The organism is Halomonas huangheensis, from assembly GCF_001431725.1.
In the GTDB taxonomy this organism is placed as follows: domain Bacteria; phylum Pseudomonadota; class Gammaproteobacteria; order Pseudomonadales; family Halomonadaceae; genus Halomonas; species Halomonas huangheensis.
The window spans coordinates 1961285-1983361 of record NZ_CP013106.1 but is presented as its reverse complement, the minus strand read 5'-3'; the positions used below and the strand labels follow the sequence as shown (position 1 = coordinate 1983361).

The 22077-nt window shown below is 57.8% G+C and carries 19 protein-coding genes and 3 tRNA genes; 8 read left to right on the top strand and 14 right to left on the bottom strand.

Annotated features, from left to right (window positions below; all coding sequences use genetic code 11):
* Nucleotides 1-69: 69 nt before the first annotated feature.
* The 5 genes from nanR to AR456_RS08885 all read right to left on the bottom strand — a co-directional run bounded on the left by nanR (nt 70) and on the right by AR456_RS08885 (nt 5178).
* A complete protein-coding gene (gene nanR / locus AR456_RS08905) occupies nt 70-789 on the bottom strand; it encodes a transcriptional regulator NanR (protein ID WP_021821078.1) in 720 nt (239 codons plus the stop codon).
* Nucleotides 790-945: 156 nt separating this feature from the next.
* Entirely contained in the window at nt 946-2031 is a 1086-nt protein-coding gene (locus AR456_RS08900) for an Ldh family oxidoreductase (protein ID WP_021821077.1), read from the bottom strand.
* Nucleotides 2032-2095: 64 nt separating this feature from the next.
* On the bottom strand, nt 2096-3475 hold the full coding sequence (locus tag AR456_RS08895) for a TRAP transporter large permease (protein WP_021821076.1): 1380 nt from the start codon (nt 3473-3475) through the stop codon (nt 2096-2098).
* A gap of 18 nt (nt 3476-3493) precedes the next feature.
* A complete protein-coding gene (locus AR456_RS08890) occupies nt 3494-4042 on the bottom strand; it encodes a TRAP transporter small permease (protein ID WP_021821075.1) in 549 nt (182 codons plus the stop codon).
* A 137-nt stretch (nt 4043-4179) separates the two neighbouring features.
* On the bottom strand, nt 4180-5178 hold the full coding sequence (locus AR456_RS08885; protein WP_031208912.1) for a sialic acid TRAP transporter substrate-binding protein SiaP: 999 nt from the start codon (nt 5176-5178) through the stop codon (nt 4180-4182).
* A gap of 630 nt (nt 5179-5808) precedes the next feature.
* Between AR456_RS08885 and AR456_RS08880 the strand changes: the two genes are divergently transcribed.
* The 8 genes from AR456_RS08880 (at nt 5809) to AR456_RS21790 (ending at nt 10394) form a co-directional block, all read left to right on the top strand.
* A complete protein-coding gene (locus AR456_RS08880) occupies nt 5809-6453 on the top strand; it encodes a response regulator (RefSeq protein ID WP_021821073.1) in 645 nt (214 codons plus the stop codon).
* A 140-nt stretch (nt 6454-6593) separates the two neighbouring features.
* The gene (gene uvrC / locus AR456_RS08875) at nt 6594-8408 is read left to right on the top strand and encodes an excinuclease ABC subunit UvrC (RefSeq protein ID WP_021821072.1); all 1815 of its coding nucleotides are present in this window, start codon (nt 6594-6596) and stop codon (nt 8406-8408) included.
* A gap of 85 nt (nt 8409-8493) precedes the next feature.
* Nucleotides 8494-9042 carry a CDP-diacylglycerol--glycerol-3-phosphate 3-phosphatidyltransferase gene (gene pgsA, locus AR456_RS08870; RefSeq protein WP_021821071.1) on the top strand — a complete coding sequence of 183 codons (549 nt, stop codon included), beginning with the start codon at nt 8494-8496 and terminating at the stop codon, nt 9040-9042.
* Nucleotides 9043-9104: 62 nt separating this feature from the next.
* Nucleotides 9105-9179: transfer RNA gene (locus AR456_RS08865), tRNA-Gly, on the top strand.
* A 27-nt stretch (nt 9180-9206) separates the two neighbouring features.
* Nucleotides 9207-9280 (top strand) — tRNA-Cys (locus AR456_RS08860).
* 43 nt (nt 9281-9323) lie between these two features.
* Nucleotides 9324-9410: transfer RNA gene (locus AR456_RS08855), tRNA-Leu, on the top strand.
* Between the two features lie 237 nt (nt 9411-9647).
* Nucleotides 9648-9830 (top strand): hypothetical protein, encoded by a 183-nt coding sequence (locus AR456_RS21795; RefSeq protein ID WP_081694740.1) that lies wholly within the window; start codon nt 9648-9650, stop codon nt 9828-9830.
* A 45-nt stretch (nt 9831-9875) separates the two neighbouring features.
* The gene (locus AR456_RS21790) at nt 9876-10394 is read left to right on the top strand and encodes an iron chelate uptake ABC transporter family permease subunit (protein WP_417935337.1); all 519 of its coding nucleotides are present in this window, start codon (nt 9876-9878) and stop codon (nt 10392-10394) included.
* On the opposite strand, the gene AR456_RS21245 is transcribed toward AR456_RS21790, so the two are convergent.
* From AR456_RS21245 to pigE, 9 genes are all read right to left on the bottom strand, one after another.
* Nucleotides 10286-11374, bottom strand: coding sequence for a hypothetical protein (locus AR456_RS21245; RefSeq protein ID WP_021821069.1), 1089 nt, complete (start codon nt 11372-11374; stop codon nt 10286-10288). The two genes, AR456_RS21790 and AR456_RS21245, sit on opposite strands and share 109 nt — an antisense overlap.
* A gap of 4 nt (nt 11375-11378) precedes the next feature.
* The gene (locus AR456_RS08840; protein ID WP_021821068.1) at nt 11379-12608 is read right to left on the bottom strand and encodes an MFS transporter; all 1230 of its coding nucleotides are present in this window, start codon (nt 12606-12608) and stop codon (nt 11379-11381) included.
* Between the two features lie 9 nt (nt 12609-12617).
* Nucleotides 12618-13847, bottom strand: coding sequence for an acyl-CoA dehydrogenase family protein (locus AR456_RS08835; RefSeq protein ID WP_021821067.1), 1230 nt, complete (start codon nt 13845-13847; stop codon nt 12618-12620).
* Nucleotides 13848-13857: 10 nt separating this feature from the next.
* A complete protein-coding gene (locus AR456_RS08830) occupies nt 13858-15507 on the bottom strand; it encodes a class I adenylate-forming enzyme family protein (protein WP_021821066.1) in 1650 nt (549 codons plus the stop codon).
* Nucleotides 15504-17363: a CoA transferase gene (locus AR456_RS08825; protein ID WP_021821065.1), complete on the bottom strand. Its 1860-nt coding sequence runs from the start codon at nt 17361-17363 to the stop codon at nt 15504-15506. The genes AR456_RS08830 and AR456_RS08825 overlap by 4 nt, the downstream gene beginning before the upstream one ends.
* Nucleotides 17364-17454: 91 nt before the next feature.
* Nucleotides 17455-17727, bottom strand: coding sequence for a MoaD/ThiS family protein (locus AR456_RS08820; RefSeq protein WP_021821064.1), 273 nt, complete (start codon nt 17725-17727; stop codon nt 17455-17457).
* A 74-nt stretch (nt 17728-17801) separates the two neighbouring features.
* Nucleotides 17802-18233 (bottom strand): M67 family metallopeptidase, encoded by a 432-nt coding sequence (locus AR456_RS08815; protein WP_021821063.1) that lies wholly within the window; start codon nt 18231-18233, stop codon nt 17802-17804.
* Between the two features lie 43 nt (nt 18234-18276).
* Nucleotides 18277-19449: a molybdopterin-synthase adenylyltransferase MoeB gene (gene moeB, locus AR456_RS08810; protein ID WP_021821062.1), complete on the bottom strand. Its 1173-nt coding sequence runs from the start codon at nt 19447-19449 to the stop codon at nt 18277-18279.
* A 115-nt stretch (nt 19450-19564) separates the two neighbouring features.
* On the bottom strand, nt 19565-22075 hold the full coding sequence (gene pigE, locus AR456_RS08805; protein WP_031208905.1) for a prodigiosin MAP biosynthesis aminotransferase PigE: 2511 nt from the start codon (nt 22073-22075) through the stop codon (nt 19565-19567).
* Between the last annotated feature and the right edge of the window lie 2 nt (nt 22076-22077).

Genomic DNA, 22077 nt, shown 5'->3' with positions numbered 1-22077 from the left:
CCCGCGATGCAAGAACAAGCGCCCGATGCCGAGCTCAAGACGGCATCGGGCGCTTGCTGTCGGCCAGAGTCAGTGTTTTCCGAGTCGCTGTTTCAGCTGCATATAGGTTCCATAGTGGCGATCGAGGTGACGACGCATGGCGGCTTCCGCATCATCCACATTTCGCGAGGCGATCGCCTCGACAATCTCGGTGTGTGCCAGCAGTGCTGCTTCATCTTCACCATCCTGCTGCAACGCCTGAGCGCGACGGTCATCCAGCCATTCCGACAGTGCCTGGTGGAGTGCATCATAGATCGGGTTACGCCCAATCGCAGCCAGTACGCCGTGAAAGTCATTGTCAGCACGCTTGAAGGCCGCCTCATCGCCAATCACTGAACGCTGATGGTCAAGTGCTGCCCGCAACTGCGCGATGTCATCCTCGGTCGCATGGGATGCCGCATGGCGCGCCAGTGATACTTCAAACAGGGCGCGGGCTTCCTGAAAGTACTGCTGGCCCTGGGGTTGAGAGAGTAGCTGCCGAGTCACTCCCGACAACCTGGCCATGACCGCCTCTGCGGTGGGGCGAATCACCCGCGCACGGGTACCGCTATTGATGGCGATAAGCCCGAGCTTCTGCAGATAGAACAGCGCCTCGCGCACGGCCGGGCGGCCCACTCCGAACTGCTCCATCAGTTCACGCTCCGAAGGCAACTGGTCGTTCTCACCCAGTCGCCCTTCGAGAATTTCAGCTTCCAGTTGCTCTGCCACTTGCTCGGAGAGTGTCTTGCGCTCTACCCGATATCTGCTCATCGACGCGGTTCTCCTTCACTTCAGTTCCCCCGCTTACATTCGAGGTCGAATGCTGCCATGGTACTGCACCCAGAGACCGCTGTGACGCCTACCCACGACATGAAGCGGCATCAGCCCGTCAGCTCATGTCACAGTTCATCCCATCAGTTCATCCCATCAGCCTGCCCGGTGCTGCTCGGTCAGCGCTGGAATCTGCAGATGCTGCGACAGCTCACAGTAGGCATCACGCTGTGCGCGATCCAGCGGAATACCCTCTCGGCTACGCTGCTGGTGGCACAGCCACTCTCGATCTCCAGGCGCCAATACCGGCTGCTCGCCGACACCAGTCATGGCGCGTAGGTCCTTCAAGTAGGCGGCCATGCGTTGCTGAAAGATGGCTCGGTCGCAAAATGCTTCAGGATTCATCACCAGAAAGAAATGTCCAACGCCACGCGGTGTCGACATATCCTCTCCGCCCATGGGCAGCAGATGAAAGCCGTGCACCATATTGGCCAGCGTCGAGCTCAATATCTCAACCATCCCGGCCAGTCCTGCACCCTTGAAGCCAAATCCAGCTCCGCCGAGGGGCAGCAGGGCTGCAACTTCTCCGGCATCGGTGGTCGTGCTTCCATCGTCGGCGGCGGCGATATCCGGTGGCAGGGAACGGCCGATGGCCGAATACTGTTGAACGCGATTCCATGGTACTGAACTGGTGGCCATATCCAGCAGGTACGGTTTCTGCCCCTCAACAGGAGCAGCAAATGCGATGGGATTCGTGCCATGAAAGGCGCGCCGGCTGCCGTGCAACAGCACAAAGGGGTCGGAGTTACACAGCGCCATGCCCAACATGCCCTGTTCTGCGGCAGCCAGCGCGTAACAGCCGGCGGCTCCGAAGTGGGACGAATTGCCGACCGCTACGCATCCTACGCCGACCTCTCGTGCCATGCCTACCGCATGTTCGACAGCGCGATACCCGGCAAGGTGGCCGAAACCGTGGCCTGCATCGAGTACCGCTGTTGCAGCAAGGCGCTGTTCGATCTGCAGCCGAGGCGCCCCGCGAACTCGCCCTCCTTCCAGTTCCTTGACGTAGTGCGGCAGCAAACGTAGCCCATGACTATCCACTCCCATCAGCGATGCCGTAACCAGCGCTCTGACGACGGCGGCACTGGAATCTTCATCAGCACCACACGCTGTCAGACTCTGTCCGATGAAGCGCCGCAGATCCTCGCTATCGACATGACAACAGATATCATCCTTGTGCATGATCCTTCCTCATTCCCGTTTCTGGCTCCTGGCTCTTCTCTTGGCTCGTAGCCCGCAGCTCATATCACCTATACACCAGCGTCGGCAGCCACAGTGAAATCGCCGGGATGAAAGTCACCAGCAACAGCGCCGCCACCAACGGCACCAGAAACGGCAAGGTGCCACTCATGCAGCGTTCGAAGGAAATACCGGAAACGCGTGACAGGACATAGAGCACCATGCCTACCGGCGGCGTCAGCAGGCCAATCATCAGATTGAGCACCATGATCACCCCGAAGTGCACCGGGTCAACACCGGATGCCACAGCCACCGGCAGCAATACCGGAACCAGGATAGTGATTGCGGCGATGGTTTCCATGAAGCAGCCCACCACAATCAACACCAGATTGATGATCAACAGTATCGCTATCGGGTTGTCCTGGAACGGCCCGAGCAGCGACATGACGTGCTGAGCAACCTGATTACTGGTCAGAATCCAGGCAAAGATCGAGGCTCCCGCAACAATAAACAGGATCACTGCCGTGGTTTCGATGGTCTCCATACTGACCTTGAGTAGCCTCCGCCAGGTCAGGGTGCGATAAACGAGACCTCCCAGCACCAGCGCATAGACAACCGCCGCAATCGCTGCCTCAGTCGGCGTGAACGCGCCGGTGATAATCCCGCCGACAATCAGCACCGGCGTCAGCAGTGACAGAAAGGCCCGCGAGAAGCTGGTGCCGATTGCCTTGATCGAGAACCGGGCGTCACGCTGGTACCCCCGGCGCCGCGCCAGCAGAAAGATCATCACCATCAGCGTTATGCCCATCAGCAACCCGGGAACCAGTCCAGCGGCAAACAATTGCCCTACGGAGACCGAGGCCATCACGCCATAGATCACCATCGGCAGACTGGGCGGTATGATCGGACCGATGGTGGAAGATGCCGCGGTGATACCCACCGAGAATTCCTCGTCATAGCCGGCATCACGCATCGCCTTGATTTCTATGGTTCCCAGCCCTCCTGCATCGGCGACTGCGGCGCCCGACATACCGGAGAAGACGATGCTGGCGCCCACATTGACGTGTCCGAGGCCACCCCGCATCCAGCCCATCAGCGCCTTGGCAAAATCGAAAATCCGTGTGGTAATTCCGCCGTTATTCATCAGATTTCCGGCAAGAATGAAAAATGGAATGGCCAGCAGTGGGAAGCTGTCGATGCCATTGACCATCCGATGCACCACCACTACATCAGGAACCCGGCCAGTCAGTACTACGTAGATCAGGCACGAGCCAGCAAGACTGATGGCAATCGGGACTCCGCACACCAACATGGTGAACAGCATGGCAAACAACAGGGAAAGGTACTGACCGCTGATGGCAAGAGCCACACATCCCGCCAGCGCCAGGCCCACGATCAGTGGTGCAACGCGCGACCCACGCCGCACGGTTAACATCATGTCTTTCATGTCAGGCGCTCCCGTCAGTCAGTCGTCTTGCTGCTGAAGCATCAGCTCACTACGCCCGGTTCGATAGTGGTGCCAGGCCAGTTGCAACGAACGCAACAGCATCAACACGAAGCCCAGCATCACCACGTAATACAGCACGCTCTTGGGCACATCGACGGACACCATCATCGAATTGGTTCGCTGAGCCAGTTGCCAGGTAATCCACACCATGGCCGCCAGAAAGCTGACACGGATCACATCAACAATTACTGCCATGACCCGCGCCATTGAATCCGACAGGTAGCGGTAGAAGAATTCCACAGCAATGTGCGTTCCCTTGCGCGCGGCCATCGCGCTGCCAAGAAAACCCACCGCCACCAGCAGATAGCGCGCCATTTCCTCAGTCCAGGCAATCGAGTTACCCAACACGTAACGGCTGAAGAACTGCAGGAACACATCCAGCGCCAACAGCCAGAACACGACGAGGGTCAAGTAGTCTTCCAGCGCATAATCACCCCGCCGAATCTGATCATCGTCTTCAGGCACCTCGAAAGCAGAGGATTCCCGAGCGGTTCCGTTGTCATTCATCGCACTTTCCTCGCGGGTCCGTGGGCTCGTGGATCGACAGGCTCTCGGATTGACATCGACAGGTTCGCGGATTGACCCACTCCGTTGCGCGGCGGTCACTGTCTGTTGAGAACCGCCGGCAAACAGAAGGTCAGGCGTTATTGGCCCAGCGCCTGAAGACGGTCGTAGGTTTCCTGATCCCAGGTCGCAGCGTCGCCGTTGTGGAAAGGTAATACCGCCTCGCGGAAGGGCTCGGTATCTACCTCGTTGACGGTAACGCCCTGCTCCTCGAACCACGCCACCAGATCCTGCTCCTGCTGGAGAATATCCTCAGTGATGCCCTCACCCGCTTCGGTGTAGACCTCGCGGAAGACCTGCCTGTCCTCCTCGGAGAGACGACTCCACAACGAACCACTGGCAATCGTGATCAACGAATCGGTGATATGCCCGGTCAGGTTGATGTAGTCCTGAACTTCATAGAAGGCCTTGGCCTTGATGGTGGGCAGTGGATTTTCCTGAGCATCGACCACTCCCTGCTGCAGAGCCAGGTAGGTCTCGGCAAAGGCTATCGGTGTGGGATTGGCGCCAACCGCCTCAGGGAACATCATGTACATCGGCGCATTGGGCACACGGATCTTCAGATCCTGCATGTCAGCAGGGGTATTGATGGGCTTGTTGGAAGTGGCATGGCGCCGTCCATAGTAGTTCATCGCCAACGGTACATTGCCGGTCGCATCTTCATAGCCCTGCGCGATTTCATCGAACAGATCACTCTCGGCGTAGGCCTTCCAGTGGTCGAAATCACGGAACATATAGGGCGCGCCGGCGATGCCGATCGGACCATAGGAGCGGCCAGCAAACTGGTTGCCGGTGTAAATCAAATCGACAGTTCCCAGACTGAGCCCCTCGTTGATATCTGCTTCCTTGCCCAGTGACGAAGCAGGATGCACTTCGATGCTGTAACGGCCATCGGTACGCGTCTCTATCTCGTCCGCCGCCCATAGGGCCCACTGGTGGTATGGCTCGGAGGTTTCATAAACATGTGCAAAGGTGAGGGTCTCAGCGGCAGCCGTGCCGGCGAGGCCGAAACTGGCCAGCGCGGCGACCAGTACGCGAGGAGTAAAACCTGAAGGGAAAGGTCGGGGAAGGGTACGCATCTTGTTGTTCTCCTGTAGCTCCTGGATGTAGCTCCTGGAACCAGAACCCTGAGCCAGACCCTGGAAACAGGCCATGGCGTCAGGTTCCGGCAACATTTCCCGGTAGCCCGGGGCATCGAGCAAGCCTGACTACAATCACCCCACTCCAGCACGCAGATCGATTCGACCTGGTGCCGGATAGTCACCGGATGCGATGACCAACAACAACATAGGATGACTGTATACGTGTCATACCATCACAGGGAATCTAGTCGGCAGCCCACCCCCTGGCAAGGCATAAACCGCGAGACTTTCGTCCAGGCGCTCATCGTGCTTCGATCATGAAGCGCCCGACGGAGCTCGGAATTCGCGCATTGCAAAAATGTGCGCCTTTATCCATGAATAGCGTCGAGTGAATGGCACACAGAACGCGTAGATAACGCCCTGCTTCGAGAACCCTCAATATACTCACCAGTACAATGTGTGCTGATGCATTGATACTCGTCATGTTCCCAATTCCCCTTGGAAACAATCTGTGACAGTCTTGGCAGTACATTGAAGGCATAACAAGGCAAAATAACAGGCATTCTCATGCGCCTCACCCCAGTATCGGCGTCACCATATTGATCTTATCTTTCAGGAGCAGCGGCTTTGATTAGGGTTCTCGTTGCGGATGACCATCATTTGGTTAGAACCAGCATTGCACACCTGCTGAATGCGGAGAAGGACATCTGCGTCATCGGTGAAGCCGCCGATGGTGAGGAAGCCATTGCCCAGACACGACGCCTGAATCCTGATGTAGTGATGATGGATATCCGCATGCCGGGGATTGGCGGGCTCGAGGCCACACGCAAGATTCGTCGCCTGACCTCAGACATTCGCATTCTGGTACTGACGGCCTTCATCGAGGAAAGCTTTGCTCAGCGCCTGCTTGAAGCCGGTGCTCACGGTTTCATCAGCAAGGGGTCTCATCATGACGAGATGGTGCTGGCGATTCGCAGCGTATTCGCCGGCCAGCGTTTTGTGAGTCCAGAGATTGCCCAGCGTCTGGTCATCTCGCGTATTGATCACGAGGAAAACCCCTTCGACCAGCTATCCCAACGCGAGCTCCAGGTAGCGATGATGATCGTCAACGCCCAACGCGTCTCCGATATTGCCGATCAGATGTTCCTGAGCCCCAAGACGGTCAACACCTATCGCTACCGGATCTTCGAGAAACTCAGTGTCAATTCGGACGTGGCCCTGACTCACCTTGGGCTACGCCATGGGCTGGTGGAAGGCTTCAAGGAAGACTAGCTCACTCAGATCTGCCTCTCCGGTGGCAGATCGATGCACGCACCACTGAAACCCGGCGTGACAGTGGGGTCCGGACGCCAGAGTCTGTTAGCATATGCCAATACGTCCAGATCGCTGACCTCAGCCAGCACGACCTCACAATGACCTTCGACTCACGACGATTTCTCGATACGGTAAGCGAAGCACCTGGCGTTTACCGTATGTTCGATGCCGAGAGCAATACGCTCTACATTGGTAAGGCACGCCGTCTCAAGGCTCGCCTTGCCAGCTATTTCCGCGGGGCGCTCAACACCAAGACTCAGGCATTGGTGGGACGCATTGCCGATATACAGGTGACCGTCACCAATAGCGAAACGGAAGCCTTGTTGCTTGAGCAGACGCTGATCAAGCAATTACGGCCGCCGTACAATATTCTGCTGCGCGACGACAAGTCGTACCCTTTCGTCTTCGCCAGTGACCACCACCCCTTCCCGGCTCTCGAACACAAGCGCGTACGTACCCGCCATCAGGACGGTCGCTATTTTGGACCTTATCCCAGTAGCGGTTCAGTACGTGAAACGCTGTCACTGATGCAGAAGGTATTCCGTATTCGCAACTGCGAGGATAGCGTCTTCGCCCATCGCACTCGGCCCTGCCTGCAGTACCAGATCCAGCGGTGTACCGCTCCTTGTGTCGGCTATATCAGCGAAGCGGACTATCGCCGCGACCTGGAGCATGCCATTCAGTGCCTGGAAGGTCGCAGCGAAGCCGTGAGCGACGAACTGTCCCGGGAAATGGACACCGCCAGCCGCGAGCTCAATTTCGAAGAGGCCGCCCGCCTGCGCGATCAGCTGCAGGACCTGCGCCGCCTGCAACAGCGCCAGATCGTTGATACCGGAAGTGGTGATGCCGACGTGTTCGCGTTAGCCAGTGAGTCCGGCGCCCTCAGCATCTCGTTACTGACCATTCGCCAGGGACGCATGCTCGGTGCACGCCACTACAGCCCCAATAATGGGCTGGATATCGGCGAGGCTGAGGTTCTCGGCGAATTCATCAGCCAGTACTATCTGGGCCAGCCCCAGGAAATCCCTACGGAAGTCCTGACCAGCCATACGATTCCTGATGCCAACTTGATCTCCAGTGCACTCAGCGAGAAGGCCGAGCGCCAGGTACGAGTTACCGACAAGGTGCGTGGCCATCGAGCCCAATGGCGAGAACTGGCGCGCACCAATGCCGAGCAGCAGTTGGCGGCCCAACTGGCCAACCAACAGCAGCTGGAGAAACGCTTCGAGTCACTGCGCGAAGCACTGAACCTGGAAGAAACGCCGCAACGCCTGGAATGCTTCGATATCAGCCACAGCCAGGGGGAAGCAACTGTCGCGTCCTGCGTGGTATTCGATCATGACGGGCCACGCAAGAGCGACTATCGACGCTTCAATATCGATGGCGTCGCCGCTGGCGATGACTATGCTGCCATGCAACAGGCATTGACGCGCCGCTTCAAGCGACTGAATGCAGGCGAAGGCGTCATGCCGGATATCCTGGTGGTCGACGGCGGCAAGGGCCAGCTCAACATGGCGCGGGACGTGCTTCTGGAACTGGGGATCGAGAATCTCATGCTGCTGGGGGTCGCCAAGGGCACCACGCGCAAAGCGGGCCTTGAGACGCTATTCATCGAGACCGTGGATCAAAGCCTGGCGCTGCCACCTACGTCACCTGGCTTGCATCTGATCCAGCACCTGCGCGACGAGTCGCACCGCTTTGCAATCACTGGGCACCGCGCGCGGCGCGACAAGGCCAGACGTACCTCGACTCTGCAGGATATTCCGGGAATCGGCCCCAAACGGCGGCGTGAGCTATTGCGCTTCTTCGGCGGTCTTCAGGGAATTCGCCAGGCGACGCGAGACGAGCTGGCCCGTGTTCCTGGTATCAGCACCACCATGGCAGAAACAATTCATCGTTCATTGCATGGATGAGTTGCATCTTCGCGGATAGAATAAGGCACCTCCAATCGGGTGCCTGCCTCCATTGAACGGCACTGCAGCAAGGATAGCGGTTACCATGAACATTCCTAATCTCTTGACACTCGCACGCATCGTTTTCATACCCTTGCTGGTGGTGCTGTTCTATCTGCCCTTCTCATGGAGCATGCCGCTGGCAGCGGTATTGTTCGCGCTGGCATCGATTACCGACTGGCTTGATGGCTATCTGGCCCGCCGCTGGGATCAGTCGACGCCTTTCGGTGCGTTCCTCGACCCCGTGGCCGACAAGCTGATGGTCGCCGTTGCACTGGCCTTGCTGATCGAAATGTACGACTCCATGTGGCTGACGTTACCTGCGTTGGTCATCATCGGTCGGGAAATCGTGATCTCGGCGTTGCGGGAGTGGATGGCTGAAATGGGCAAGCGCGGCTCAGTGGCCGTGTCGTGGATCGGCAAGGTCAAGACCACCCTGCAGATGGTTGCCCTGCTGGTTCTGCTCGCCTTCCCTGCCGGCACTCTGATCGCAGGTCTCGGGGTCGTAGTTCTGTATGTCGCGGCCATTCTGACGCTGTGGTCGATGATTCAGTACCTGCGTGCGGCCTGGCCGGAGCTGAGCCGCTCGATGTAGACGAGTTCGTGAAAAGCGTTTGACAGTCACCGACTTATCCTTATAATACGCTCTCGAGTCAGGCGGGAATAGCTCAGTGGTAGAGCACAACCTTGCCAAGGTTGGGGTCGCGAGTTCGAATCTCGTTTCCCGCTCCATCTCGCAAGAGATACGCCGACTCCTGAGGCTGGATGGCAGAGTGGTTATGCAGCGGACTGCAACTCCGTGTACGCCGGTTCGATTCCGACTCCAGCCTCCATTTTTCCTTTCTTGATGTGCCCTTCGACACGCTCGAATTCCTTGCCCGGATGGCGAAATTGGTAGACGCAAGGGACTTAAAATCCCTCGGTGGCAACACCGTGCCGGTTCGAGCCCGGCTCCGGGCACCAGCATCATCAATGCATTACAGTATTTTCAGCCTCCTGATCTGCCCGCACTTTGTTCTACCCCTATCCGCGCTTATTCCGCACAAGACAATCACCGACTCCATCTCGGCGAACAGCGCTGTTGACGACCAATACCGCTCAAGCCAAATAGGGTACGCCACCCGCAGTGCAGCGCATTGATTTCGCAGAGCGCTGCAACCAGAAAAGCTGGCTTGAACAATCGGGCCTGAATAATGAGACATGAGCGACTGGAGCGCCGGTCGGGATAGCGTCTTGAATACCCACGGCTCGACCGGCGCGAATTACTACATCTGGCGAGGCTGGCTGTCCGGATCAACCTATTACGCCAGTATCGAGTCAAGCACCTGGCTGGTGGTCTTGGCGGTAATGCTCAGCATGATGCTCGCACCGTTGGTGCGATGACTGGAAATCCTGCCATTGGGCGCGGCTACCGCTTCTGCTCTGGGAGTGCGCACAACCGTCAGCCGTGCCATTCCACTGGCGATCGTGGCCTTGATGACTCTGGCCGCCACGCTGACCGTAGGACCACTGACGTTCGTTGGTCTTCTGGCTCCTCACATGGCCCGGGTCATAGGCTTCGCCCGGGCACAGGGTCAGCTCCTCGCCGCCGGGTGTCTGGGAGCGACCATCATGGTTCTCGCCGATTGGATCGGGCGCAACCTGTTCATGCCATTCCAGTTGTCCGCTGGCATGGTCGCAGCAGTGATTGGGGGTTCTACTACATGTGGGGTCCAGGACACCGGCCTCGCTGAGTATGGTCAAGTGTCCGACGCCCAGGCTCCTGAATCTCATAGAGTGCCTTTACGAGCCGATCATCAAGTTCGATGCTGCTCCCACTCTCGGAGCATTCTAGAGTACTACAGCTCCAAAACTCCGATTTTTCCTTCAGCAACCAGCAACAGAATTAACAGGAAGAAGCTCGAACAACAGCACTCCACGAGTTCTTCTCTGGTACCAGTGCGATAACGCATACCCACGAAAAGGCCTGCCAGATCACCTTCTGAAATAAAGTACCGGCTACGTACCACCGCAGCCAATATACGCTCAGCTTGCGCCTTCCAGCCATCAGTCTGCCCCGGCTGATTGGACAACCCCAACATGGCAATGGCAGAAAGGACGGCGGCACTGGGGTCTTCTCCTTCCTGCGGTTTATCGAGATGACTTACCGGAATAAGCTGAGTGCGTGATGTCAGCCAATACTCGCAAGCTCGCCGAGCCTCACTCAGGAACGGTTCTCCATGGAGCTCTGCAGCCTGTGCCAACGCCAGCATCGCCCAAGCTTGGCCTCTAGACCAGCGCCCGGCGGCCTCCGTTGGATTCTGATAGCTTGGTCGAGTCACCTGCCCATGATAGGCCCCTTCCCGAGTACCGCAGCCAGCGAGGGTCCCACCAAGATGCGCTCCTCCAAGCCTTCGGATGGATTCCCTGGAGCTATGTGCCAGCAGACGTAAAGTGGGAGCTAAAGCATCAATGGAGATGCACTGCTCCCCGGCGTCTCCGCCTCCCATACCTGACCCTAACGGGATACATCCCAGTCTGTGGCTGAAGGATTCCGCCACCACTTCGGCGGCGGTTTCAAGCATTTGGTGAGACGTTCGGTCATCGAACCACAAGGCTCCCGGCGCCGCTCCATACCAAAAAACCATGCTGCGGTTAATGGTCTTCACATCCATCTGATCGACAAGTCGGCGACGGATTCTCTGCGCGGTATCCCTATCAACAGCTGCTCCTGAAATTCTCGCCCGCAGCCACCAGAGTCCCGCCCAGAACCCTCCCATCCATGAACCTCGTCGAGAGAACACCCAACGATTGCTCAACCCTGACGAATACAGCGGAACCCCATCCTCATTGAGCCTCGCAATCGCATCCAGCCGCATCAGCAATGAATCAATGGCCTTTGTGCGTTCTGCCTGGCTCAACGGAGAGATTGCGTTGTTCCCATCCATAGTGCTACTTCCCTTCCACCGGCTGAGAAAGAACCTCTCCAGCCCATCCATTACTGCGGCATCGAGAGAGAACCAACGCCACGATGCTTCCCAGCACCAGAACTACTACCAGAGCAGTCCAAGCCCCCGTGAACCCCCAGATACTCGTAGACAAGCCACCAAAGCTCGGAGGCCCAACCGCAAACCCTGCGAAGAAAGCTGCCGATAGCATCCCCGCCGACGTTGCCGGCGCGCCGAAAGCACGATCCTGCAGTAGCATGCTCATGGCGACTGCATTGGTAGCCACAGCAGTCAACCCCATCCCGATCGTACCGGCCCAAAGAGTCCACTGACGATCGGGTGACGTCTGTATGATCACCCCGATCGCCACCGCCGACAGCACCAACAGAAGCAACAACAACCAGGATGCATCGCGCATGCGTCCTGCAAGGGGAGTCAACCCGACTCGTGCCAGAATGCCCATGACACCGAAGACTGCTACCAGGCTACCGGCGGTTACCGATGACATCCCCTGCTGGGTGGCATACACCCCCAGAAAGGTGATGAAAGCCGAAAGAGCAACCCCAGCACAGAACTGGATTACCATCAGTAGCGCCAGGATACGGCTCGGCCTGGTCAAACTGAATCGAGCCGCTGCCGTCGGCCTGTCACCAGCTGTCACCTTCCAGGTAACAAGGGCAAGCAATAGACCACAAGGGATCAACACGGCCAATGCAGCTCTCCAACCAAGCAGCTCAGCAATTCCCGGTAACGACAACCCAGCAAACAACGCCGAAATCTGTACGCCAGCCTGCTTCATTCCCACTACCGAGGCCTTCTGATGCGGCGGTACAGAGTTGGCAATCATCAGGTTGGTTGCGGGATTGGATAGCGCCTGAGCAATGCCGCACACTGCTACCGCCAACATTACGCCAGTAAAGCTGGTTGCCAGCCCCAACAAGGCATAGGCCATGCTCGCCAGCAGAAACAGCAACACCAGAGACTGCCGTGCGCCAAGTCGGCTCACCAGTGGACCTGCCCACAACGACAGCAGCGCGGCAAGGCCAAAGGAGCTCATGGTCAGATAGCCCAACCACCCCGGCACCACATTGAGGTCATCCACCAGATAAGGCCCGAGAGTACCGATGGCGTAGAAGACCAGCATCGGTAGCGCCATGGCGCTGATCAATACACCACGGAACAGCAGCGAATGTCGCCTGTTGATAATGCCCTCTGAGCCAGCATCATGAGTCATCGAGTTCTCCTATGACGGTGTCCGTGTTGCCATATCCCCATGTGGCACAGTCGATATTGACCAGCCAACATCCTTGCTGCCGTGGTTGAGCTCCCCCTCCAGCAATCGTCGTCCGACGGCGCTGATCAGAGCATCATCAGTGCCGTCGAGAATATGAGCGGCACGTGCGGCTCGATAGATACTGGACAGTGGTGTCAAATGGCTGAGGCCTTCAGCACCGTATATCTGAATCGCTGAGTCCACTACCAGGCTGAGTGCTCGCGAGACAGCCACCTTGGTCACGTTGACATCAATGTCATTGCAGGCCGACGCATCAAACTGACGTACGGTATCTCGCAGCAATCCTCGTGCCGCAACAATGGCGTGATATGACTCGAAAGCCCGTAAGCGCACCAGTTGCTTATCAGACAAGCAAGCCTGCTTCCCTCTTATGGATGCCACCCGAGAACAAAGCAGATCAAAGCAGCGCTGAGCCAAACCCAACCAGTGAGCAGACCTCAGCAGACGTCCCAGTTGGAGGCGCTCCTGCATCAAGGCCAGACCTGTGCCGGGTTGACCGAGGATATGGGTAGACGGAACACGCACTGAGTTGAAGACGAGTTCCGCCTGGCCATGAAAGCTACCCAACACATCCAGTTCACGGGCAACGGAAAACCCGGGTAACCCTGAAGGCACAACGATCATCGACAGGCCATCAGCCAGGTCTCCCTGAGCTGTGCGAGCCACCACAGTAAAGAAGCTGGCCCGATCAGCTCGGCAGATGAACCACTTACGGCCATCCAGACGCAAGTAACCATCCCCTATTGCAGCGCGAGTAGTGAGAGTAGCGGGCACCGAGCCTATGCTGTCAGGCTCTGACATGGCATAAGCAGAGACGGCCTCTCCTCTCAGCAGAGGCGTCAGAAACTCGCGATGAATCTCAGCATTCCCATGACGCGACAACATGTGTGCATCCAGAGTCAAATCAGCACCGAAGATGGCCGGCCCATACTCAGACCGACCTTCCTGCTCGGCGACCACCAGATAGTCCTGCAGGCTCGACAGGTGCCCCGGATGGAACAATCCCCAGAGCCCCTGTTCTCGGGCTCTTCCCATCAACTCATTGTGACAGGCCTCTGCCACTTCCGACGGCCCTGCCAGTTCCGATTCACGAGGCACGATACAGGAATCGACAAAGGCTCTCGTGCGCCGTGCCAACGCCTTGACGTCCGCGCTGGAGTGCATCTGTGAAATATCCATGAACACTCCGCTAGATGTCCGCGCTGGCCCTGTGCCCCAGGCAGGACACTTCGGCAGTCAATTTCTTCTTGTCCACCTTGCCCGCTGGGCTAAGTGGCAACTGTCGATAGAAGCGCAGATATTCGGGAAGCTTGTGAACCTCCAGCCCCTGATTGGTTAGAAAATCGGTCAGTTCCGAGAGAGAGAAACGGGGCGCCCCGTCCCGTAGGGTGATGCAGATACATACGCGCTGTCCCATGTCGGCATCCGGTACGGCAACGCAGGCCGCACTGACCACATCGGGATGGCTGGTCGCCAGTCTTTCGATCACTACCGGGCTGATGTTCACCCCGCCGCGAATGATGATGTCCTTCTTGCGACCAGCCAGTACTAGATACCCATCGCGGTCAATGCAGCCCAGGTCACCGGTACGGACCCAACCATCCACATCGCGATAACGTGCATCCAGTTCGGGAGCATTGACGTATTGCATCGGGCTCAGGGGGCCTCGGGCCTTGATCTCTCCGATCTCTCCCTGAGGTAATTCACCCCCCTGATCATCAACAATACGAATTTCACAGACACTGGGGTTGGGTCTTCCCACACTCCCCAACACACTTGGAGTATCGTTCAGAGTGTTGTGGCAATTGACGCCATCAGCGGATCCATACAGGCTGATGAAGCCGCAACCGAATGCCTCCGTGCAGCGCCGCACACTGGCGTCATCGATCAGTGCCCCACCGCTGACTAGACTCACCAGACTGGATCTGTCCACCTGAGTCAGTGCTGGATCCGCAGCAATTCGCTGGAACATGGTTGGCACGCCGAGAATATGCGTCGGACGAAAACGCTCAATAGCCTGAATCGCTGCTGCCACATCAAATGTCGGTAGCACTACGATAGATCCCCCCAACCATGACAAACTGCCGAACGTGGCAGTGGAGCCGAACGCAGACCCCAGAGGCACGAGATACAATCCACGAAAGTCGTTTCCGGATGCATGCAGGCGTTGCAGGAAGCGCCCTCGCCCCCCAAGTAGAGCATTGTGGGAGTAGGCCACCAGCTTGGGTTCCGACTCAGTGCCGGATGAAACCAGCAGGCGCACCGGCGAATCCGGACAGACAGCAGGTAAGGATGCCATCTCCAGCGGCTCTGTCTTCATCAACTGATCCAGTGACAACCAGCCTGGCTGGGGCTCACCACCTTCGACAATAGGGATTCGTACGGAGAGGAGTGTCGGGCGCAGTGACTCGATAAGCTCACACAGGTCTATACCAGCAAACTCAGCGGGTACAACGACCGCTCTCGCGTCACAGCGGCGTAACAACGATTCGATGTCGAGACGTCCACGGCCTGGTGGAAAAGGTGCAACCACAGCCCCCAAGGCAGCGACGGCAAGATCAATGGCACAACAGCGCCAACTGTTGGTGAGTTGATAGGCCACCACATCTCCAGCCACGATTCCTCTCGCCCGCAACCCTGCGGCCAAGCGCAAGGAGTGATCGAGCAGATCTGCGTAGCTGATACTCTCGTCCGGCGCCAGGACCGCCTCTTTCATGGGGTGGCGCTCTGCATGCTGCCGGAATAGCTGAAACACCGATGCATTCGGATACAGGTCATTCCGGACCCACTCACTACGCACCGCAGAGGGCACCAGATCGACAATGCCAGAATCGTTCATGCAAACCTCCAGGGAGACTTGACCAAGGTGTAGCCATCGGTTTCCAGACACGCCGCGATGCGTTCGTCCTGGTGCAATGCCGACAGGTCTTCCTGCACGCAGGAAGCCATCAGACCAGCATCACGCAGCAGACTCTGCCACGTCGCAGCATCATGGGTGGCCAGACAGCGGGTGATCTCTTCATCACGTACTACGGGTTCGGTATCCAGTCGACAGTCCAGAATGGCCGCCAGTCGCTCTAGCTGGACCTGATCATGACATTCCAGGATCAGGGGCCCCTCCGCGGTGGGATAGACACCGGCAAGTACCGGCTCACGCAACGGCCGGCAGTTACGCAGCGTCTGGAGTGTTTCACAACACAGCAACGATGCCGCCCCGAGCAAGGAACTATCGACTCTTCCTGACTCCCCATTCAAGGCTCGGCCCAACAAGGCTGCCCCAATGCCCTGAGCGGCAACAACACCTCCCATTATATCCAGTACCGTAAACAGCGAGCCGCCGATACTGGGAGAGTTGTGCGCAATCTGGTGAGCAATGCCAGACCAGGCCTGGACCATGAAATCAGTGCCGGGCATATCATCCAGACCGTTGTTTGCCCCCCACCCCCCGGCATAGGCGTAGATCAACGCAGGGTTGGCTCGAACCAGATGCTCATGGTCAAGTTGCAGCTCAGCCGCCTTTCCCGGAGCCCAGTTGTGCAGGAAGACATCCGCTCCACGAACCATTTCCAACAACTCGCTGCGCCCTCTCGCCGACTTGATATCCAGTTCCAGGACTCGCTTGTAGCGATTGAGCGCATCGAAACGTACCGAACACCCATTCATCAACGGAGGCATGCCACGTAACGGATCGCCTCCCGGCATCTCAATACGTACGACCTCAGCTCCCAACAAGGCCATCAAGTGCCCTGCTAACGGCCCTTGAATACGCCGGCAGGATTCGACGACTGTGATCCCCTCAAGCGGTAGACCACCGCCCTCATGGCGCTCGAATGGCGGCAGATTCGCCATTCCGGGAGTGAATTGCCAAGGCCCCTGCTCCAGCAACTGGGGCAAGTCCTGGTCCATGAGCCGGTCGGTGAGCCTGCGAAGCGGACAGATGGATACCCCGGCTTCCCTGCAACGTTGTGCAATCAGGGCATAAGGCAGCCTGGCCAGCACCTCCATCATCTCGGCAGGTATCGGTGACACCGCCTTCGCATAGCGCATCAAAAATGCCTTCCATCCTCTACCGGCCACTTCGTCGACAACCCCCAAGCCATTCCAGAAGCGCCGCCAGGGGTCCGCGTGCAGGCTTTCCAGTTCGAAGACCACGCCATCAGCAGAAGTGAACGGCGGTCGTTCATGAGGAGAACTACAACCAGGCAGCAGTTGCTCGGGGTTGTCCGCGGCGGTAGCACCGGCAAGATACTGGCCGATACTGAGAGCAGCAGCTGACGCAAGAGACATCTCCACCCGGGAATGGCGCTTGCCTCGCAACTGGCCAAGTGCGCAGGCAAAGGTCCCCAGAAGCGTCAGGCTGGTCGCAAGCGTAGAGACATAGTCGATACCCAGTGGCCTCGGCCCCCCACTGGCCCGGCCATGGACTGCCATGAGCCCAGAAGCGGCCTGTATGGCCAACTCACTGACCGGTTCTCTGCAGCCTCCGCTCCAACCCAGCAAGCTGCCATGGATCGGCGCAAGGCCAGGCACTTCGAAATCCAGTTCAAGACCGTGGATATCGACAACAGGCTGGCTGGTACTACTGATGGCCAGTGCTTCAGCCTGAGCATGCAATGTAGACGCACAGCGTTCGAAGGCCGACGAGGCATGATCATAGCGGCCGGAAAGCAGACATCCGGTTAATGGAAAAGTCATAGGATTACGCCGGAATCAAGCGAAGACCAATCCCGTGAGCCGATGAGAAGCGGATCAGCAACACAGGAACGCAAGTGCTACCAGGGCATATTCAGCCGCCCGCAACGGCTGGCAGGATGGTCACGTCATCGCCCTCTCTCAGCCGCGTATCCAGATCATCGGCAAAGCGGATATCATTGTCGTTGATATAGACATTGACGAAACGGTGCATCCTGTCGTCATCCATGAGGCGTGCCTTGATGCCGGGATAACGGCTCTCCATCTGCTCTATCAACTCACGTACCGTGTCACCCTCAACCTCGACACGCTTCTCATTCCTGGTTAGTGGACGCAGCAAGGTAGGAATCGAAACTGAAACAGACATACTGACCTCCTAGAGGTTTGATGGTGAAATACTTGAACGGTGAGTCGTCAGACAACGCTGACAAGTGCTAGAGCTCAGCCGTTTTTCAGGCGCGAATAGGTCTCCATGGTGCGAATCGCTTCCTCGGTCACCTGGTGATCAACAATGCGGAAACTGCGCACAGAAGGGCCGTGTCCTTCGGCAGTACACAGGATCACGTAATGAGTCTGGGGCTCCCCGGCCAGCAGGATGTCAGCACGACTTGGGTATGCGGCCGAATGCGTATGTGAGTGGTAGATCACACAAGGCACTTCGTCGAGAGCCTCCATTTCTCGCCAGACCTTCAAATGCTCTTGGGCGTCGAACTGAAAGAAGGTCTCCGACGATGCGCTATTACGCATCGGCACCAGGCGTGTCGGTAGCCGCGAAGCCCTGGGGCCGGCAATCACACCACAGGTTTCCCGTGGATGGTCATTGCGCGCCTGCTGAAGCATGGCATCGAGCAACTCGGAAAGAATGATCAGCATGGAGGTCCATCTCCTGCGAGTAACGGGCCAGGTGTCGCTGGTATCAATACGTCGGTAGCGAACTATCTACCTCTCGAATCCAGGCCAGAATTCCCCCTTCCAGGTTGTAGACATCCTGAAAGCCGTGTCGCTGCAATTCCTGCAGCACCTTACGTGAACGCACACCTCCCTTGCAGTGCAAAATCAGCGGCTGTTCCTTGCTGAAGCGTTCTTCTATATGACCAATCAACGCTGGTCCGCCAGGAACATGATGAGCGCCCTCGATGCGCACGATGTCCCACTCGGTCTGCTCCCGCACATCGATCAACCAGTGCGGGTCGCCACGCTCACGCAACGCCTGAAGCTCCAGCGCAGTAATCGAGGGAATCCTGGTATCTGCGTCGGGCTCCAGCGGCCCCAGACCACAGAAGGCCTGGTAATCACCCAGAGCGGTAATAGGCTGGCGGGTCGGTGCACGGTGCAGCGGAATCTGCCGATAACTCATGTCTAGCGCATCGTAGATCATCAGTCGCCCCAGAAGGCTGTCACCAATGCCGGTAATCAGCTTCACCGCCTCTGTTGCCATGATCGAGCCAATCGACGCACAGAGAATCCCCAGCACACCTCCTTCGGAGCAGGATGGTGACTGCTCCGGCGGCGGCGGCTCGGGATAGAGATCGCGGTAATTGAGCCCCACATCACCCGGCGCATCTTCCCAGAACACTGACGCCTGCCCTTCGAAGCGGAATATCGAACCCCACACATAGGGCTTACCGGCCAGTACGCATGCATCATTGACCAGGTAACGGGTCGCGAAGTTATCGGTTCCATCGACAATCAGGTCGTACTGTGTGAACAGCTCTACTGCCATATCCGGCTCGAGACGCTGATCATGCAGCCGCATTTCGACATAGGGGTTCAGCTCACGAATGGCATTCTCGGCACTTTCCACCTTGGCCTTGCCGATCATTGAAACCCTGTGAATCACCTGGCGCTGCAGATTGGACGCCTCAACCCTGTCGAAGTCGATGACCCCAAGAGTGCCGACTCCGGCCGCTGCCAGATACAGCAAGGCTGGTGAGCCCAGCCCCCCGGCACCAATGACCAGCACCTTGCTGCTCTTGAGACGACGCTGTCCTTCCACACCAACATCTGGAATCAGCAAGTGTCGGCTGTAGCGGGATATTTCGTCCTTGCTCAGTACCTCAGAGGGCTCAACCAAAGGGGGTAATTGCATCACCTCAACCTCCAACACTAATAAGTCCCATTATCATATCAACTGACTCAGTAGACGCGGTGAATGATTCATCTGCTTTAGGGAGTTATTCGTATGCAGACCGGAGGACGCAATATCACTCGATGACGGTCGACATATCTCGGCATACTTCGGCGAAGGCATCGACGAAGCGTTGCGCCTCCAGGTCACTGAGGACCAATGGGGGTTGAATGCGCAGCACGCGGTTATTGTTGGCGGTGACGAACGTCAGAATGCCGTGCTCTCGAGAGAGCTTTGTCACGCAACGCATTACGAACATTTCCTCAAGGCTCTTTTCCAGCTCCAGGCTGGCTTCCTGAATCAGCTGTCGAGCCCTGTCAGACATCATCCGATAGGTGGCGGCCATATTGCCGGGCAAGCGACCGGCAAATTCACGTACGCAGGCCTCCACGCTGCCGACAAAGCTATTGTGGAATTCGATGGCGATCATCAAGCCCTGACCGCGTACCTCACGAATGAAGGGATACTCGGCCGCGACTTCACTCAAGGCTGACTGAAGCCTGGTGCCAACTCGTGCAGCATTGTCCGGCAGGTGTTCGGCCTGTATGACATCCAGCGTTGCCAAGGCCGACGCCGCCGCCAGATTGCCACCGCCAAAGGTCGAGGTATGCAGGGCAAAGGTACCGATGCTGCCATAGGCACGGTCCCAGAGGTCCACGCGCGCCAGCGTCGCTGCGATGGGAACGGCGCCACCGGAAAGGGATTTGGCCAACACCAGTATATCCGGCTCCACTTCCTCCCATTCACAGGCAAACAGCTTGCCGGTACGCCCCAGTCCCGTCTGAATCTCATCGATGATCAGTACACAGTCGTGGGCACTACACAGCTCGCGCACCTGTCTCAGGTAACCCGCGGGAGGAAACAGCACGCCCCCTTCACCCTGGATAGGCTCGACAATGAAGGCTCCAACATTGCCCTCCTGCAGAGCGCGTTCCAACGCCTGCACATCACCGAAGGGAATCGCGCTACAGCGTGACAGCAGCGGTTCGAATGGCTGACGATGTTTGTCTCGTCCGGTGACGGACAGGGCGCCGAGGGTCTTGCCGTGATAACCGTTCTCACAATACACCACCCGGCAACCCGGCCTGCACGCCATGGCCAGTTTCAGCGCCGCTTCTACCGCTTCCGTTCCCGAGTTGCTGAAGAACACTCGCCCCAGCCGGCCTGGCGCTATCTCGGTCAGGCGTTGCGCCAATAGACTGGCCTGCAGTGGCACCGATACGTACTGGACAAAGGTCGGGCATTCGTCCTTCAAGTACCTCTGCAATGCGGTGTTTACAGCAGGATGGTTATGCCCGGTATTCAGACACCCATATCCCGCGACAAAGTCCAGATAGCGCGAGCCATCCAAGTCTGTCAGCCAACACCCTCTACCATGCTGGAATACCCGCTCTATACTGTTGAAGGCATAGAATTCATGCAGGATAGGGTTGATGTGTGCAGCAAACTGATTCAGCACCTGGTTACGCAGCAAGGTACCGCCCTGCTCCCCCCGAAGCTGATGGAACTCGTGGTGATAGCGGCGCAACGCCTCGAAGGCTCTGTCATCAAGACGCTTTCCCCAGGACGCCATTGGTGTTGTCAGGAAGCCCTGACGCTCAGCCAGACCTCCGATTTCCAATACGTGCTCCTCGGCAAGTTCGCGACCGATGGAAAAAGCTTCAGCCCGCCCTTCCAGGCTCAATACCAGGGTCTCTGCCAGACAGCCATTGATGAACTTCTTTGGAGCCAGCCCCATGTTCTCGTCACCAAAACGGATATCGGCGCTGGCTGACACCAAACCACCATCAATGATTAGAATGTCGTCACGATCCTGGTGGTAATGCATCACATCACGCGGCAATGCGGCATCCACCACCACCGACCCCGGCGCCAGACGGTAGGGATCGATAAGCCCCCCACTCGAAGATGCGGCCACAAAAAAGCGTACGCTGCTGTAACACTCCTCCAGATCCTGGGTCATGCGCACTCGCTCGCGCAGCCCCTCCTCCAGATACTCCAGACCCTGGCGTGCGCGCTCGGCGCCGCCGCGATGTACCAGGCACAGCCGACACCCCGCTCGCCCCAGCAGCCTGGCGATCACCAGAGCAATGGAACCAGGGTAGCCGATGATCGCGACCTCAGTCTCCACAGGATCAACCTCTAGACGCTCCATGGCCTCCAGTACATTGCGCCAGGCCGCATAGGCAGTGAGGGAGTTGCCGGTGGTGACCGGTACGCCCGTACGCTCCAGAGTCACCAGACCACGATTTCCGACAATGGCGGTGAAGCCACCCAATCCCACCAGTTGAGCACCCTGCTTCTGTAGACTGTGCACACCATCGATCACCCGAGCTGCAATGGCTCGAGGCTGGGACAGCATTTCATCAGCAGTCAGAGGCATGTAATGCACAATGCCTTCACAGACATCACCACTGGCACCGACGATACGTCCAAAATCGGCACAGGGTACCAGGTTGCGCCACTGCCAGAGGTCTCTGCTGTAGCCTCGATCCTGCTCTCGAATATTGCGCTCCAGCAGATCCAGCATCTTCACATGGCGTTTGAGTGCCCCCGAGGTTGGATGGGCGATGAAACCAAATTTCATGA

Coding starts and splice junctions, on each gene's coding strand:
- AR456_RS08900 (WP_021821077.1), bottom strand. CDS start 2,031: ATGCACAAGGATGATATCTGTTGTCATGTCGATAGCGAGGATCTGCGG.
- AR456_RS08890 (WP_021821075.1), bottom strand. CDS start 4,042: ATGAATGACAACGGAACCGCTCGGGAATCCTCTGCTTTCGAGGTGCCT.
- AR456_RS08885 (WP_031208912.1), bottom strand. CDS start 5,178: ATGCGTACCCTTCCCCGACCTTTCCCTTCAGGTTTTACTCCTCGCGTA.
- AR456_RS08830 (WP_021821066.1), bottom strand. CDS start 15,507: ATGAACGATTCTGGCATTGTCGATCTGGTGCCCTCTGCGGTGCGTAGT.
- pgsA (WP_021821071.1), top strand. CDS start 8,494: ATGAACATTCCTAATCTCTTGACACTCGCACGCATCGTTTTCATACCC.
- AR456_RS08815 (WP_021821063.1), bottom strand. CDS start 18,233: ATGCTGATCATTCTTTCCGAGTTGCTCGATGCCATGCTTCAGCAGGCG.
- pigE (WP_031208905.1), bottom strand. CDS start 22,075: ATGAAATTTGGTTTCATCGCCCATCCAACCTCGGGGGCACTCAAACGC.
- AR456_RS08820 (WP_021821064.1), bottom strand. CDS start 17,727: ATGTCTGTTTCAGTTTCGATTCCTACCTTGCTGCGTCCACTAACCAGG.
- uvrC (WP_021821072.1), top strand. CDS start 6,594: ATGACCTTCGACTCACGACGATTTCTCGATACGGTAAGCGAAGCACCT.
- AR456_RS08825 (WP_021821065.1), bottom strand. CDS start 17,363: ATGACTTTTCCATTAACCGGATGTCTGCTTTCCGGCCGCTATGATCAT.
- nanR (WP_021821078.1), bottom strand. CDS start 789: ATGAGCAGATATCGGGTAGAGCGCAAGACACTCTCCGAGCAAGTGGCA.
- AR456_RS08840 (WP_021821068.1), bottom strand. CDS start 12,608: ATGACTCATGATGCTGGCTCAGAGGGCATTATCAACAGGCGACATTCG.
- moeB (WP_021821062.1), bottom strand. CDS start 19,449: ATGCAATTACCCCCTTTGGTTGAGCCCTCTGAGGTACTGAGCAAGGAC.
- AR456_RS08895 (WP_021821076.1), bottom strand. CDS start 3,475: ATGAAAGACATGATGTTAACCGTGCGGCGTGGGTCGCGCGTTGCACCA.
- AR456_RS21245 (WP_021821069.1), bottom strand. CDS start 11,374: ATGGATGGGAACAACGCAATCTCTCCGTTGAGCCAGGCAGAACGCACA.
- AR456_RS08835 (WP_021821067.1), bottom strand. CDS start 13,847: ATGGATATTTCACAGATGCACTCCAGCGCGGACGTCAAGGCGTTGGCA.
- AR456_RS21795 (WP_081694740.1), top strand. CDS start 9,648: ATGAGCGACTGGAGCGCCGGTCGGGATAGCGTCTTGAATACCCACGGC.